Genomic DNA, 14,337 nt, shown 5'->3' with positions numbered 1-14,337 from the left:
CTACCGGCGGGCCAGCGCGCTTTCCTGCATTCGCACCGGGGACGCTTCGAGGTCGTCGAAGAGCGGTTTGCCGTCGGCCAACAGTCGGCCGAAGCTCAGCACGCCCGTCGGGCAGCTCTGCACACAGGCCGAGCAACGCACACATTCCGGGTCCTCCATCGGCACGCCGCGATTGGCAAAGGCCATCACGTCGATGCCCTGGTGACACACCGAGGTGCACACGTTGCAGGAGATGCACTTCTTCTTTTCGGAGAAAATCCGGAAGCGCGAAAACCGGGCGTAGATGTGCATGAGCGCCGCCAGCGGACAGGCGAAACGACACCACACGCGGCCGGAGTATTTGAAATAAAACGCCACGCCGATGACGCCCGCCCACAGCACGTCGACAAACCACTTGTAGCTCAGGAACCAGCCCGCGGTCGTCTGGCCGTCGAGTTTGCCTTCCAGCATCACATCGAAGCCGCGATCAAACCACGAGCCCGGCAGCACCCAGCCGACCACGCGCACCGCCAACAGCGCGAAGGCCACCGCCAGAAACACCTGCCCGATCACGTTGACTTTGTTCCAGCCCGGTCCGTGCGGCATCTTGTGACGATGCCGGTCACCCATCGTTTCGGCCAGCGCGCCACAGGAACAGATCCAGCCGCAATACGCGCCCTTGCCCCAACGCCGCACCATCCAGGGGATGAGCACCGCCGTCTGCAGCAGACCAATCCCGATCCACCACCAGTGTGGTGACTGCGTGAATACGTTATACACATTGAGCGGCCACGCCAGGATCAGTCCGTAGGCGCGCCAATACGCCCGCGGGTGGCCGTTCTCCGGCCACATCTCCACCGCGTATTCCTCGGGCGAAACGTATTTTTCAAACAACGCATCGCCCACCGCCTCGCCGACGCCGCCGCCCGAAAAGGCGCCGTTGTAGCCGGCCCACGGCAGGATGATTTCCGGCAGGATGAAGAGCGGCATCCACTGCACCACCATCAGCGCGATCGTCTGCCGCCGCACATAGGGCGTGCGCCGGCGTCGAATGCGCGCGATGCCAAACCACAGGATGAGCGAGCTGTAGAGCAGCGTGTAATAAAACGACCGCGAGTGCAGCGACACCGCCAGCGTGCCGACGATCGTCGAGCGGTCCTCAACCTGCTCCTGCAGCGACGACGCAAACCCCGCCGGGTCGATCCAACTCTCGGTCGGCCCACCACTCTTCCACGTGTAGATAAAAATGGCGAAGAGCAGCATCGCCGCCAAACCGACCCAGCCCCACTTCGTCGTCTCACCCTGAATCGGAATGCCGCTGCGGCGGAAAAAATCCAGCGGCGCTTCGCGCCCGATGAGCGCAAACACCGCGTCGGCCGGCACCGTCTCCGCCGCCGCGTCGGCCGGCTTCACCGTCACGCTGTCCGTCTCGATCGCGGTCAGTTGCGATTTAAGCATCAGGCGCACCCCGCTGCCTTCGAGCGCCGCAACGTTCTCGGGTTTCGCCCGCACCAGCGCGTCGCCGCGATAGCTCAGGGTCACCTTGGCGTCGGCCTGCGCCAGCGCCACGGCCGCTTCCACCGCCGAGTCACCGCCGCCCACGACAACCACGTCGCGCCCGGCAAACTCCGCCGGATCATGCAGGCGGTTAAAGACGTGTTCGCGGTCCTCGCCCGGCACGCCGAGCTTGCGATGATTGCCGCTGCGGCCGATCGCGACGATGACGCGTTTGGCCAGAAACGGTTCGCCGCCCGCGTGGTGCAGGCGCAGCTCACCGCCGCGTCGCTCCACCCGCTCGATGCGCACGCGTTTGTATTCGATGCCCGCGGCCGAGCGCTGCTGCTCAAGCTCGGCGAGCAGGTCTTCCTTCACGTCGGCGCGAAAGTGCAGGTCACCCGCCGGCACCATATCGGTCGGATAGGTGTAGATCGGCTTCGCCTTCGGGAAATTGGTTATGGTTGTGAAGGCCGCCGTCGCCTCAAACACCGCAAAACGCAGACCGCGTTTTTTGGCTTCGAGCGCCGCGGCGATGCCAGCCACGCCGGCGCCGATGATGGCGACATCCACCGGCCCGCTCTCCGCGCCGATGTCGTTGCCCAGCTCCGCCGCGATCGCCTCGACCGCCTTGGCGCCCGAGTCGGCTGAGAACTTCAGCAGCGGCACGCCGGTGAGGTCACCCACCACCCGCACGCCCGGCACCGCGGTCGTGCCGTCGGCGTTCACCTCCGGCAGTTTGTCGACCTTGCCCGCCGGCCACTGGAGATGCAGCCAGTTCAGATAGTTGCGCACGCGGCTCATCGTCGGAATCAGAGAAGCGCCTGCAGGGCGTCTTTACCGGAAGTGCTGGAAACGAGGTAGACGTAGTCTTTGTCCGACCACGACGCCGCCACGAACTGGCCCTGCTCATGAAACATGGGCTCTTCGTGCAGCGAGTCCGGGTCGAAGCCGTCTCGCGGCGCGATGTAGAGGTGATACCACTCGCCGTTGCGCACGAAGCAGATCTCAAACATCTCCATGCCGGAGACCTCGATCGCCCGGCAGCCCAACCGGCGCAGTTCCTCCATATCCACCGGCATCACCTGCGTCGCCAGCGTATTGCCGTCGGCTTCCAACCAAGCCCCAAAGGTGCCGAGTTCATCGGCATGCGGCGTCGCCGGATGTGCCCCCCGATAGTCGGCCAGCGAGGTTTTTAACAACAGCTCCGCCCGCGGCAGCGATGCGACCACCGGGCCATCAGCCGACGGGTTGAGCGCCAGCGTCACCATCATGGCGACCGCCGCCGCCGCGGCCAACATCACGCCCCAGCCGCTGCGCCACCACGCCTGCGAGCGGCGGGCCGGCTCGGCGACCGGTTGCTCGCTCAGACGCGTGCCGGCGAGAATCGACTCGCGCAACCCGGCCGGCGGCGCGACTTCGCGCAGTTTGCCCGCGATCACCGCGTCAAACGCCTGTTCGCGCTCAAACCAGTTGCGCAGCGCCGGATCACGCTCCGCGCGGGCCAGTGCCTCCGCCAGCGCCGGATCCTCGGCGTCACGACCATTGGGCCGATAACCTTGCAGTAGGAATTTTGCTTCTTCGTTCGTCATCAGTGGGTCCCTCCACTCTTGGTTTTTGGAAATTCAACAATCCCGCCGTTCTCGCCGCTGCCACCCGCTTCCTTGCGAGCCAACAACTTGCGCAACTGCGCTTTGCCGCGCGACAGGCGCGACATCACCGTGCCGATCGGCACGTCCAACGTCTCCGCGATCTCCTGGTAACTCAAATCCTCCAGGTAAAACAAGGTGAGCGGCGCGCGGAACACTTCGTCCACCTCCTGCAGCGCCTCGACGACCTGTTGACCATCCATCGAACGCGCCTGATCGATGGTCTCGGCCGGCAACTCCTGCTCTGCCGGCGGCAGGTCTTCGATCGACTGCGAACGCTGATCGCGCCGCCGCCCGCGCAAAAACTCCCGGTAGAGCGTGGTGAAGAGCCAGGTCTTGGCCTTCGACACCTCTCGCAACTGGTGCCCGCTTTTGGCCCAGATAAAGAAGGTTTGCTGCACCAGATCGCACGCATCCGCCTCCCGTCGCGCCAAACTCAGCGCAAACCGATAGAGCGGGGTATAGTGCGTATCCACCAGCTGGTTAAAGACATCGTGACTCATGCAGCCACTAAGAGCATGCCCCGCCCGGTCCTATTCCCAACCAAGAATTCTTTCTCCATCTCTTTATCTTTCTCTTTCTCCCGCCACGCCCCACGGTCCCCCGCCCGCATGATCCGACTCCTCCTGCCGCCCAATCTCGCCAACTCCGCCCCCCGCGACGCCATCGCGCTCAAGGTCGAGGTCGACTTGAGCCGCCCGCCCGCCCCGGAACTCTTGCCCGCCCTCGCCGCCCTGCAACGCATGGGCGCCGCCCCCGCGCCCGTGCTCTTCCTCCAGCTCACCCGCGCCCAACTCAGCGAACTGGTCAACCTCCTGCGCGGCCAACCTGTCTTCGCCTTCGTCAACGCCCCCCAAAAAACCCTGCTCTGGGTCGGCCCCCTCCTCCGCGGCGTCTCGGAGTCTTTAAAGCAACCGGAGGCACCGAAGCCACCACCCGCCGCGCCCCAGCAATCCAAAATCGAGAATCAAAAATCAAAAATCCCCCGTGAGCGGGACCTCGTCCCGCTCACGGTCGACGGTTCCCAACATTTCCTCGCCATCACCCTGCCGTCCCGCGAATCCCACGCCTACGGCTCCGCCCTCGAGTTGCTGAAGGACCACGGCTTCCGTCTCGAGCCCTCCAACCGCAAGTGGTGGCTGCGCGACCGCCACAAGACCCTCGCCTTCCTCTCCACCCACCTCGACACCCTGCGCGAGGACTTCCAGGCCGAGTTCACCCCCAATTTCGAGCGCAACACCGCCAACATCGTCCTGGCCGACGTCGAGACCTCCATCCGCGCCGCCGAGGACGGTTTTGAGGTCACCGTCGGCCTGCGCGCCGGCGACGCTCCGCCCGCCGCCATCGCCAGCGCCCTCACCAGCAGTCGCGGATACGTCGAAGCTGGCGACAAGATCTACCTCATCGACCAAGCCGCCGCCCGCCGCGTCGGCGCCGTGCAAAGCGCGCTCGCCGGCGACCAGACCGCCATCGGCGGCACCCGCCAGACCCACCACATTCCCGCCAGCCGCGCCGCCGAGGTCGACGACCTGCTCGAAGACCTCGCCCCCGGCTTTAAATCCCCCGCCGCCTGGCGTCAGCTCAGCTCCGCCCTGCGCGACCTCTCCACCCTCCGCCCCGCGCCCCTGCCAACCGCGCTCGAATCCATCCTGCGCCCCTACCAAAAACTCGGCGTCGCCTGGCTCCACTACCTCCACCACCACGAGCTCGGCGGCATCCTCGCCGACGAAATGGGCCTCGGTAAAACCCTCCAAGCCCTTGCGTTGGTCGCGTCGCTCCGCTCCGCGAAAATCCTAAATCCTAAATCCCAAATCCCAACTTCTGATGCCCCGTCCCCGACGTTGATCATCGCACCAGCGTCATTGGTTGAAAACTGGCGCCGCGAGGCCGCCCGGTTTGTGCCCAACCTGCGCGTCTTTGTGCACCACGCCAATTCGCGCCTCAACACCGCGACCGACGCCGCCGCGCACGATCTGATCATCACCTCCTACGGCACCCTTGCCAACGACCGCGCCATCTTCGCCCAAAACCGTTGGTGCACGGTCATCGCCGACGAGGCCCAACACATCAAAAACCGCCGCACCCGCAACGCCAAGGCCCTGCGCGCCCTCGACGCCTCCAGCCGTTTTCTGCTCACCGGCACGCCGCTGGAAAACTCTCTCGAAGACCTGCGCTCCCTCTTCGAATTCCTGCTGCCCGGCTTCCTCAAACCCATCCCCACCGGCACCCGCGGCGACGACCGCCGCTGGTATGACGACCGCCTGCGCACGCAGACCGCCCCCTACATCCTGCGCCGCACCAAAACCGCCGTCGCCCCCGAGCTTCCACCCAAGATCGAGCAGGTGGTGTATTGCGACCTCAGCCCCGAACAGGCCGCGCTCTACCGCCGCACCCACGAGGACAGCGAACGCGCCCTCTTCGACCTCGAAGCTTCCGGCGCCTCCCAAAACGCCCTGCGCCTCGCCACCCTCACCCAACTCCTCCGCCTGCGACAAACCTGCTGCGACCCACGCCTCGTGCAAAAGGAAGCCCCGCCCGAATGGTCGGCCAAACTGGCTGCCTTCCGCGAGTTGCTCGACGAGATCGTCGACGAAGGCCACCGCGTGCTCGTGTTCTCCCAATTCACCTCGCTGCTGGCCCTGCTGCGCGCCGAGTTGGACGCCACCGAGGTGCCCTACGCCTACCTCGACGGCGCCATGAACCCCAAACAGCGCCAGGCCGCCGTCGACGCCTTCCAGAGCGACGACAGCATTCCGGTGTTCTTTCTCTCCCTCAAAGCCGGCGGCACCGGTCTCAACCTCACCGGCGCCGACACTGTCATCCACTTTGATCCGTGGTGGAATCCGGCGGTTGAGGCCCAGGCCACGGACCGCGCCCACCGCATCGGCCAGGACCGGGTGGTCACCAGCTACAAGCTCATCTGCAGCAACACCGTGGAGGAAAAGGTCCTCGGCCTGCAGGAGCAGAAGCGCGCCCTACTCGCCGATGTTTTCGAAGCCAGCGACGCCGCCGCCGCCAAACTCGAACTCGCCGACCTCCGCGACCTCCTGAAATAAGCCAGAACCGCCGACGCCCCGCCCGTGGCCGAGGCTTCCAGCCTCGGCGCGCCCCGCCCGAAAGCACCGCGGCAAGATGCCGCGGCCACGTCCCGGTGAGCGTCGCACTGCCCCAACAGATTTTCTTCCACAAAAACCTGTTGACGACCTGCCGTTGAAACGGTGCTCTCCTCCCTCCTCTGACGGCGAGATAGCTCAGTTGGTAGAGCAGCGCACTGAAAATGCGCGTGTCCCCGGTTCGATTCCGGGTCTCGCCACCACTTTAAGGACCAAATTAGGGTTGTGGTTTAGCCGCACTGAGCGATGACGCGCGCTATCCGTCGCTTCGAGCGATCGCGTTCCAGGGCATGTCGGCCCCAGTCTCGCCGGTTTCCACACTCCGCTTCGCGCCTATTCACGTCCCTAGCGATTTACTTTCGTCCACGCCAGCCTCGCCGCCTCTTCGCCCCTCCGCGCCCCCCCCCGCAGAACAGACCCCGGAGGCGGTTACCCGCCACCTCCGGGGCCCTCAACCTACCTGAACCGAATCACATGGCGAAACGGTGTCTTGCCGGTGAGGTAAACTTTATCACCAACCGACTCGATGCGCCCGCCCATCCAAGTCACGGTTTCCCCCTCCAAACGATGCGGCGGCTGCGTAAACGTGCCGGGACCAAATTCCAACCGATCGTCTCCCACCGTGTAGCTGGCCGTGCCTTCCTTCAAGTTATAGACGCCTTTGGTGGGTTCGGTGTCCTCTCGATTGCGCGAATACCAGCTGCGCGGTCCGTCTCCCGGCTCCACGCCCGTGAATTCACCGCCGGGCCGGAAGGCCAGTTCGATCGTTACCGGCAGGTCGGGCGGCCCTTCCACCTCAATCGCCAAGGCAAACTCACCGTCCGTTTCCTCGACGGTCACCTTGCTGTTCAGCGTGACCGCGTGGGTGGGACGATCCGCAAAACCCATTTTGCTGAAATACCGACCAAGGAGCCCCTCCGTGCCCATGTCGGGCTCGAGCTTATACTGGCCGTCGGCGTTACGCTTCTCGGCCGGCATCGGCAGATGATAGGGCACCGGCAGCTCCTGCGACAGCACGTAGCGGTCGCCTTCGACTTCCAGCCCTTGACTGTAGAAAAAGCCGGTGGAGAAGAACCGCGGCGCCATGCGCACGGATTCCAGGATGACCTCCCCCTTTCGCATTTTGAAGAAGGTCGGATTGGTGGAGAGTCCGGAACCGTGCCCATAACCGGCATACCAGTCGCTGCCGCCAAAGACGGTCGCTGTCGTATCACCACGCCGGATACGAGCAATCGAGTTGTGCTCGTAGACGTGGTCAAACGACTCCGGCCACGCCTCCGTCGGCGGCATCGGCTGTTGCATGCGGGGAAACATGAGCATGACCGTCAGCGGCGAGCTCATGTTGGTCGCTTGTTGTCCGATGTCCTCCATGAAGTCCTGCTCGATCCAACGTGCGACGGCGGCATAGCGACCGTTCTGATCGTGCACCGCCAGGTAGCGGTAGGGGAAATAATATTCCCACACGTGCTTGATCGAGCCCGGACGTTGGTCCTGCCGGCGAGAGGCCACCGTGTCGACTTCGCCGTTCGGCTCGAAGAAGTAATACCGGGCCTCGAGGCTGCGACGGATGGGTTCGAGCAGTTCCGGACGATCCAGGAGCAGCGCCACCTCGAGGATGGCGGGGTTGTTGACATCGGAGGTGTAGTTCGAGCTGCGCTCCGCCCACAAGCCGTCGGCGTCCACGTCGATCCCCTCGGCCAACCACTGGTCGATGCGGTCGATGTTCCGGGGATCCGGCACCACGGCATTTACGTGCGCCAGAGCCGCACAGATGGCCCAGCGATGGTTGGGCGTATGCACGCCCCCCGCCCGCACGCCGTCGGCGGCGTGGGTGATGACGGAGGCCAATGCTCGGCGCACATCCGCGGTCGACGCCTGCTGATCCTCGACCAGAAACCACTGTCCCTTGGCCAAGGTCTTCAGCACGAAGGCGGAGTCCGGCGGCGAATCGATGTTCCCCCCATCCCACAATCCGCTGGGATTCTGAGTGGACGCCAACGCGGCGATGTTGCGCTCCAAAAGCGGCAACAGGGCCGCCGCATGATGGTGGCGGGAACGCGGATTGGCGTGCGCCGCCGCCACGATCATGATCTCCGCGCCGTGCCCCCGGGGTCCCCCGAACCGAGCAATTGGTTCGCGCTCCAGCAGCGAATCAATGAGTGCATCGTTCGCAGCAGTGAGTTGCCGAAGCACATCTTCGCCACTCTGGGCGCGACCGGCCGTGGCCGCGCCAAACCAGACAGAGAGGACGATGAATGGAAGGAACCATCGGGGGATGCGGAGACCAGTCATGAGGATACTATCGAGGGGTTGGGAGGAGGGGCTACTCGCTTTGACGGGTGGTGGCTCAGAAGCGCGTGGACATGCTCAGGATGATGCTGCGGGGCGGACCAAACATGCCCTGCGGCCCTTCCCGATAATCGTTGTCGAAGAGGTTCTTCACGTTGAGTTGGGTGCGCACCTCCTGGCCGAAGATCTTCGGGTTGTAGCTCAACATCAGATCCATGACGTAGAAGGAGGGTTCCACCATCACTCGATTGGGATCTCCGGTCATGCGGGCGGCGGCCGAATAACGCCCACCCAAGCCGACCGTCAGTCCCTTCAGCGAACCCGTGTCGAAACTGTAGCGGCTCCACACACTGACCTTGTCGTCGGGAGTGTAATTGAGGGCCTGACCGATACGGGCCGGGTCGGTCGACTCGGTCACTTCGGCTTCGAACATGTGGGACCAGCCGAAGACCAACTGCAGGTTATCCGTCGGCGCCATGTTCAGCTCCAATTCGATGCCCTCCGAGCTGCTGGTGTTACCGAAGATATAGTAGGGGCTGTTGCCGGTCGCGATTTCCCGATCGGTGTCACGAGCGGCGACGTTGCCGCGGTCCAGGGTGTAATAGGTGAAGGTGCCGGCCAGACGACCGTCCAACAACTCGGACTTGATCCCAAAATCCATGCCTTCGGTCTCGATCGGCAGAGCGGTGTTACCGTCGGCATCGATGGCGTAGTTGGGCTCAATCGACTCACTGTAAACCGCGAAGAAAGACAGGTCGGGCCGCGGCTTGAAGAGCGCGCCGTATTGCGGCGTCCAACCTTCCGGTGAACCCAGTCCACTGTCGGCATTCGTGACCGGACGGGTGTAGGCCACCTTACGCGAGAGCATGTTGTTGCGCGCCCCGTAGAGCGCGTGCAGACGCTCGTCAAAGAAGCGGCTCTGGTTGACGATGAAGTAGGCCTCGTTGGTCTCGGTGATCTTGCGGGTGATGTCGAAGGTCTGGCCGCTGGCTTGAATCGTCGCCTCGCCGCTGGGCTGCGGATCGCTGCTCGGATCAAATCCGATGATGTCCACTCCGCGCAGGGAACCGTTGTAGCGTTGCGAAGCGGGATCGTAGTAACCGGGCTTGTTGAAGATCACATCCTGAAACTCGTAACCGGCCTGCAGGGTGTGGCTGGTTTCGCCGAGGTGATAGCGCCAAGTCAGCTTGGTTTTGGCGTTGTAGGAGTCGCGGATGTTGTTCCAACGCTCGAAGGCAAGGTTCACCGTGCCGTCCGCAAACGGAGTCGTATCACCATAATTACTACGCATGCCCGGCTGCTCGTCGTAGCCGTAGTTCAACTGCGTTTGCCAGACCAGGCTGTCGCCGATGCGGGCCAGGTATTCGACGTCAACCGTGCGGGAGATGAACTTCTCAAAACTGTCCTCTGAGTAGCCGTAGAAGCGCCCGTAGGGATCATCCGCCCCAAAAATCGGCGCATAGATGTTGTAGGTCGGCTCATCCGTGCGGCCCTGACTGTCGAGCCAGGCACGAACCGTCATGCCCGCTGGCACCGCCGGGTTGAAGAGGTAGTCGGAATGCGACACCGCATACCCGCGGCTGCTTTGCATATAGTTGTTCCGATGAACGGTTTCCAAATCGACAATCAACTGCTGGTTCGGCGTGATCGCCCACAGCATCGAGGCGCCCAAATAGCTCTCCTTGCGATAGTCGAACATCGCCTTGCCCAGGGAATCCAAGCCACCGGCACCAAACCGGAACGCCAGATTGTCGCCCACGGGCACATTGGTGAAAAAGCCGGCCTTGTAGTAGTCTTCCGAGCCCACGGCGGCCTGCACGTCGGTGAAGGATTCACCGAGTTTCGGTCGAGTGGTCACGTAGTTGATGGCACCGCCGGGACGCACCGTGCCGAAGAAAATCGCCGCCGGTCCCTTCAGCACCTCCACCCGCTGGGCGTTCCAAGAGGTGTAGTTCTGACGTCGATACTGACCATTGCGATAGGAGATATTGCCGGAGAACCCGCGCAGGGTGAACTCCGACTCATTGCGCGGAGAAGTGCCCACGCCCGGCACGAATTGCAGCGCCTCACGCAGCTCCGTGGTGGCGGTGTCCTTCATGAAGTCTTCCGTCAGCACATTGATGGCTATGGGCGTATCCATGATCTTGGCACCGATGCCTGTGGCGGTCAGTGAAGTGGTCGCACGATATCCGGTTGCCAGATCGGCATCGACGGTGAATTCCGCCAACTCGATCACGTCGTTATCCTCTTCAGTGGTCTGCGAAAACGCGGCGGGCAGCACTGCCAAGACCGCGACCCCCCGCAGGATGGGAGAGATCAATTTCATAAGGGGTAATGTCTAGGGTTAGGGGTGATGAATCCTTCGCTGGGGATTCGATGGCTGCAGTGGGGCTGAAGACTTGCGAGCTAGCGAAGGATTTGTTTTCTAACGGTTAAATTATGCCCCGCCCCGCCACCATTCGCAGCCTCGCCTCGCAGCTGGGACTCTCCACCGCCACCATCTCCGAAGCCCTCCGCGACAGTGAACGCGTGAAGCCTGAAACCCGCGAACGCGTGCAGCGTGCCGCCCGGGAAGCCGGCTATGAACGCAACCCGCTGTTGGGCGCGACTTTCTCGGCGTTGCGCCGCAGCCGACACCTCGGCTTCAACGGCACCATCGGCTTGGTGGATGTCGCCATCGACGACCGCACGGAGTTGATGTTGTTTCACCAGGAGGTCGTGCGGGGCGCGACCAAACGCGCCCAGGAACTGGGCTTTCGCACCGAGCTTTTTTGGGTCGGTCGCACCGCCCCGGCGCTTTCCGTTACCCGCCTCAACAACGTGCTGTTTGCCCGCGGCATTCCCGGCGTGATTTTTCTGCCTTTTGATCAACGGCAGGACTTCTCGCGCTTCGACTTTTCGCAGATCGCCGCGGTGGGCATGGATCACCGCCTCAGTAACCCCAGTCTGCACACTGTCCAACCTGATCACTACCTCTCCATGCATCACGCGGTGGCACAGTTGACCGCGCATGGTTACCGGCGCATCGGTCTCTGTCTCGAGGCCCGCAAGGACAGCCGCGTCGATCATAAATGGAGCGCGGGTTTTCTTTCCCAGTTTCGCGAAAAACCCAAGGGCCCTCCCGTGCCGCCACTCATCGCCGAAACCTTGCATAAAGGCACCTTCACCCGCTGGTTTCGGCGCTACCGACCCGACGTTATCGTGGGTCACGGGCAGGTCGTGATCGATTGGTTGCGGGCGTTGAAAATCAGCGTGCCCGAAGACGTGGGATTCTTTCGCATTAACACCACAGAACGCTCCGATCCTTGCGCTGGTTTGGACCTGCGCCCGCACCTCCTGGGTGCGACCGCCGTCGAGTCCGTCGTCGCCATGCTGCATCGTCGCGAGCATGGGATACCACGCTATCCCAAGTCGATCTCGGTCGACGCCATTTGGTCGGACGGTCCGACCATCCGACCGGAGCGCAAGCCCCGTGCTTCTCGCACCAAAAAGAAGACCTGAGCCCCCTCCACGTGCAGTTCAGTTGCGCCTCGCCACGGCCTGCATCTGCGGGCGCGGATCAGCACTCTGCCCCATCCTCACGCTCAGGCTCCCGCCGCCAGATCGAGCAGGATCTGGAACAACCAGATGATGGCTCCGGAGACGGCGCAGCAGACCACAAAACCAATGGTATCGACGCGATTCCACTTGGTGAATTCCCACGAGGATTTCGGGAACAGTTTCTGGTCATCAAAACGATGGGGATCCCGTTGCGTCGCGGCCAAGGCCTCGTCCTCTTCCTGCGCCGTCGCGCCGACCGGTGTCTTCATCCGACCGAAAAACTGATCCACCCGGGACTTCTCCGGCGGACGGGTCAGGAGACTCACTGCGATCAGGAAGATAAACGGCGATATCGCATTGAAGAAAAAGCGCGCCGCAAAGCGTCCGCTGGAACTCATCTTTTCCACATCGAAGCCGATCGCATTCACGATGACCAATTCCAGATGGAAGCGCCCCTTGCCCTCCAGATCCCCATCGAGCTCCCGGCCGACTGGGCGCTCCACCGACTCAAAATAAATCGGCTGAGGACGCCCCATCGAATCCTCCGCCCGCACCGTCAACGCGGGGTGTGAACGAATGGAATCAAGCTGCGAAAGGAAGAGTGGGCCGACGACATTGAGCCCGATGGCGAGCAAGAGCCCCGCCCACACGCCCACGCAGGTGAGTCGGCGCCAAAAGAACATCAACATGACCACGGCGCCAAACGGCACACTCACCGTCTGCACCAACAGCAGCGCGGAGAAAACACTGTCCATCATCATCGCCGCCACCACGCCCACGGCCAATGCCAGCACGACCATGATCCGCCCCAATCGCACCGCTCCCTGCTGCGTCGTATTGGGGAAGAACGGATGATAAACATTGCGGACAATCAAGGCCGACACCGCCACGGTCTGCGCGGCAACCGTCGACATGTTTGCCGCCAACACACCGGTGATCATCAGCCCCAACATACCCGGGCCAAGCAATTGGCGAGACATCGTGCCCCAAGCCAGATCCGGATCCGCCAGAGTATCTGCGCCCGAGAACATCGCCACGGCGATCAGCCCCGCAAAGGCCCACAGGATGAACATCAGACGCTTGGCGTAGGTTCCCGTCACTGCCCCCAGGCGCGCGGCGTATTCGTTCTTGGCCGAACCGCTGATCCCCATGTTTCCGATGATGCCGTTGATTTGAATGATCGCGACGAGGAAGAGCGCAAACAGCGACAGGCCTGTAATCTGCTGCAGGTCTGCATTACTCCCCACCAACTCAAACATATTGGCCGGCACCCTGTCCCGCAGCGCATCGAATCCACCAATCGCCACCAATCCCGCCGGCACCAGAATCACTGAAAACGCCACGATGATGATACTTTGCAGGACCTCGTTCATCGCGGTCGCCGCCATGCCTCCCGCCACGACGTAGATGCCTACAACCAAGGTGTAACAAAGATAAAAACTAAATGGCTGCAACGCGGTCACGAAACTGCGCAGTTCCCCGCGGGCATCCCTCTCCCGCAACATCGCCAATTCCACCGCCTCCGTTTCACCGAGCGGCCCTTCGGCCAACCTCATTTCCAACTGATGCAACGCGGCATGCCCCTCCACCGCCGAACGCTCCTCCACCGTCCACTGCACCTCCGGCTTGGTCACCAGCGCGGCACAGATTTTGTAGGTCACCAGATTGCCGAAACCGATCACCACAAACATCGCCGCGAGGCTCTGAAACACGGCGTAGAACGAAGCCAGTTTCCGGCTCCCCAGTCGGTCTTCAAAGAGGTCCGCCGTGGTCACCAATCGCACGCGGCGGAACCACGTGTTCATGAACCAATAATACGGATTGAGAAAAATGAGCTGAAACCCCAGCCACACGCCCGACACACCTTGCTGATACACCATGCTCGCCGCACTCACCGCGCCATTGGCGTCGGTCGCGTTGCCGAAGTTGAGGAAAAACTGATACACTTTGCCCAGCTTCCGCCCCGCCAAAAAATACCCTTCCTGATTGCTCGTGTTGCCGTGGCTGCTGCGCCGACCGAGGTAAATGACCACCACCATGTAGGCGATGAAAACGAGGATATCGAGGAAGTGGATTCCGTTCATAAAGAAAGCTTGGGGTGGGGTTACGCGAGGGATGACGCGAGGCCGGACGGCCGGGGAAACCATCGAGATATCCAGGACCTGCGCACTCGCAACCGCCGGCGGGATCTAACCGTTAATTTACCAAGTGGGTTGTGGCTCGCTGCGGGGTTGATTGCGATCTCGACAATGCCCCAGCTGAAACCCCCACTT

8 protein-coding genes and 1 tRNA gene are annotated in these 14,337 nt (G+C 62.7%); 3 read left to right on the top strand and 6 right to left on the bottom strand.

The genetic code is table 11. The features are described from left to right. The 3 genes from K1X11_RS00430 to K1X11_RS00420 are packed head-to-tail and all read right to left on the bottom strand — an operon-like array spanning position 1 to position 3,625. On the bottom strand, positions 1–2,277 hold the full coding sequence (locus tag K1X11_RS00430) for an NAD(P)-binding domain-containing protein (protein WP_221029105.1): 2,277 nt from the start codon (positions 2,275–2,277) through the stop codon (positions 1–3). An 8-nt stretch (positions 2,278–2,285) separates the two neighbouring features. After that, positions 2,286–3,065, bottom strand: coding sequence for a hypothetical protein (locus K1X11_RS00425; protein ID WP_221029106.1), 780 nt, complete (start codon positions 3,063–3,065; stop codon positions 2,286–2,288). Further along, positions 3,065–3,625 carry an RNA polymerase sigma factor gene (locus K1X11_RS00420; protein ID WP_221029107.1) on the bottom strand — a complete coding sequence of 187 codons (561 nt, stop codon included), beginning with the start codon at positions 3,623–3,625 and terminating at the stop codon, positions 3,065–3,067. The genes K1X11_RS00425 and K1X11_RS00420 overlap by 1 nt, the downstream gene beginning before the upstream one ends. Positions 3,626–3,733: 108 nt before the next feature. Here K1X11_RS00420 and K1X11_RS00415 point away from each other — a divergent pair, with 108 nt between their 5' ends. Both K1X11_RS00415 and K1X11_RS00410 read left to right on the top strand, forming a co-directional pair. Beyond that, on the top strand, positions 3,734–6,178 hold the full coding sequence (locus K1X11_RS00415; protein ID WP_221029108.1) for a DEAD/DEAH box helicase: 2,445 nt from the start codon (positions 3,734–3,736) through the stop codon (positions 6,176–6,178). 184 nt (positions 6,179–6,362) lie between these two features. Next, positions 6,363–6,438, top strand: a tRNA-Phe gene (locus tag K1X11_RS00410). Between the two features lie 253 nt (positions 6,439–6,691). Here K1X11_RS00410 and K1X11_RS00405 read toward each other — a convergent pair. Then, entirely contained in the window at positions 6,692–8,527 is a 1,836-nt protein-coding gene (locus tag K1X11_RS00405; protein ID WP_221029109.1) for a hypothetical protein, read from the bottom strand. Positions 8,528–8,582: 55 nt separating this feature from the next. After that, complete coding sequence (locus K1X11_RS00400; protein ID WP_221029110.1) at positions 8,583–10,850, bottom strand: TonB-dependent siderophore receptor; 2,268 nt, start codon at positions 10,848–10,850, stop codon at positions 8,583–8,585. A gap of 113 nt (positions 10,851–10,963) precedes the next feature. Between K1X11_RS00400 and K1X11_RS00395 the strand changes: the two genes are divergently transcribed. Next, entirely contained in the window at positions 10,964–12,025 is a 1,062-nt protein-coding gene (locus tag K1X11_RS00395) for a LacI family DNA-binding transcriptional regulator (RefSeq protein ID WP_221029111.1), read from the top strand. An 83-nt stretch (positions 12,026–12,108) separates the two neighbouring features. Here the strand turns inward: K1X11_RS00395 and K1X11_RS00390 are convergent, their stop codons facing one another. Next, entirely contained in the window at positions 12,109–14,148 is a 2,040-nt protein-coding gene (locus K1X11_RS00390; RefSeq protein ID WP_221029112.1) for a sodium:solute symporter family protein, read from the bottom strand. Between the last annotated feature and the right edge of the window lie 189 nt (positions 14,149–14,337).

This window comes from Actomonas aquatica, from assembly GCF_019679435.2.
Classification (GTDB): domain Bacteria; phylum Verrucomicrobiota; class Verrucomicrobiia; order Opitutales; family Opitutaceae; genus Actomonas; species Actomonas aquatica.
The sequence above is the reverse complement of the archived record's forward strand: the minus strand, read 5'-3'. Positions and strand labels throughout refer to the sequence as shown.

Coding starts and splice junctions, on each gene's coding strand:
- K1X11_RS00400 (WP_221029110.1), bottom strand. CDS start 10,850: ATGAAATTGATCTCTCCCATCCTGCGGGGGGTCGCGGTCTTGGCAGTG.
- K1X11_RS00415 (WP_221029108.1), top strand. CDS start 3,734: ATGATCCGACTCCTCCTGCCGCCCAATCTCGCCAACTCCGCCCCCCGC.
- K1X11_RS00420 (WP_221029107.1), bottom strand. CDS start 3,625: ATGAGTCACGATGTCTTTAACCAGCTGGTGGATACGCACTATACCCCG.
- K1X11_RS00390 (WP_221029112.1), bottom strand. CDS start 14,148: ATGAACGGAATCCACTTCCTCGATATCCTCGTTTTCATCGCCTACATG.
- K1X11_RS00405 (WP_221029109.1), bottom strand. CDS start 8,527: ATGACTGGTCTCCGCATCCCCCGATGGTTCCTTCCATTCATCGTCCTC.
- K1X11_RS00430 (WP_221029105.1), bottom strand. CDS start 2,277: ATGAGCCGCGTGCGCAACTATCTGAACTGGCTGCATCTCCAGTGGCCG.
- K1X11_RS00425 (WP_221029106.1), bottom strand. CDS start 3,065: ATGACGAACGAAGAAGCAAAATTCCTACTGCAAGGTTATCGGCCCAAT.
- K1X11_RS00395 (WP_221029111.1), top strand. CDS start 10,964: ATGCCCCGCCCCGCCACCATTCGCAGCCTCGCCTCGCAGCTGGGACTC.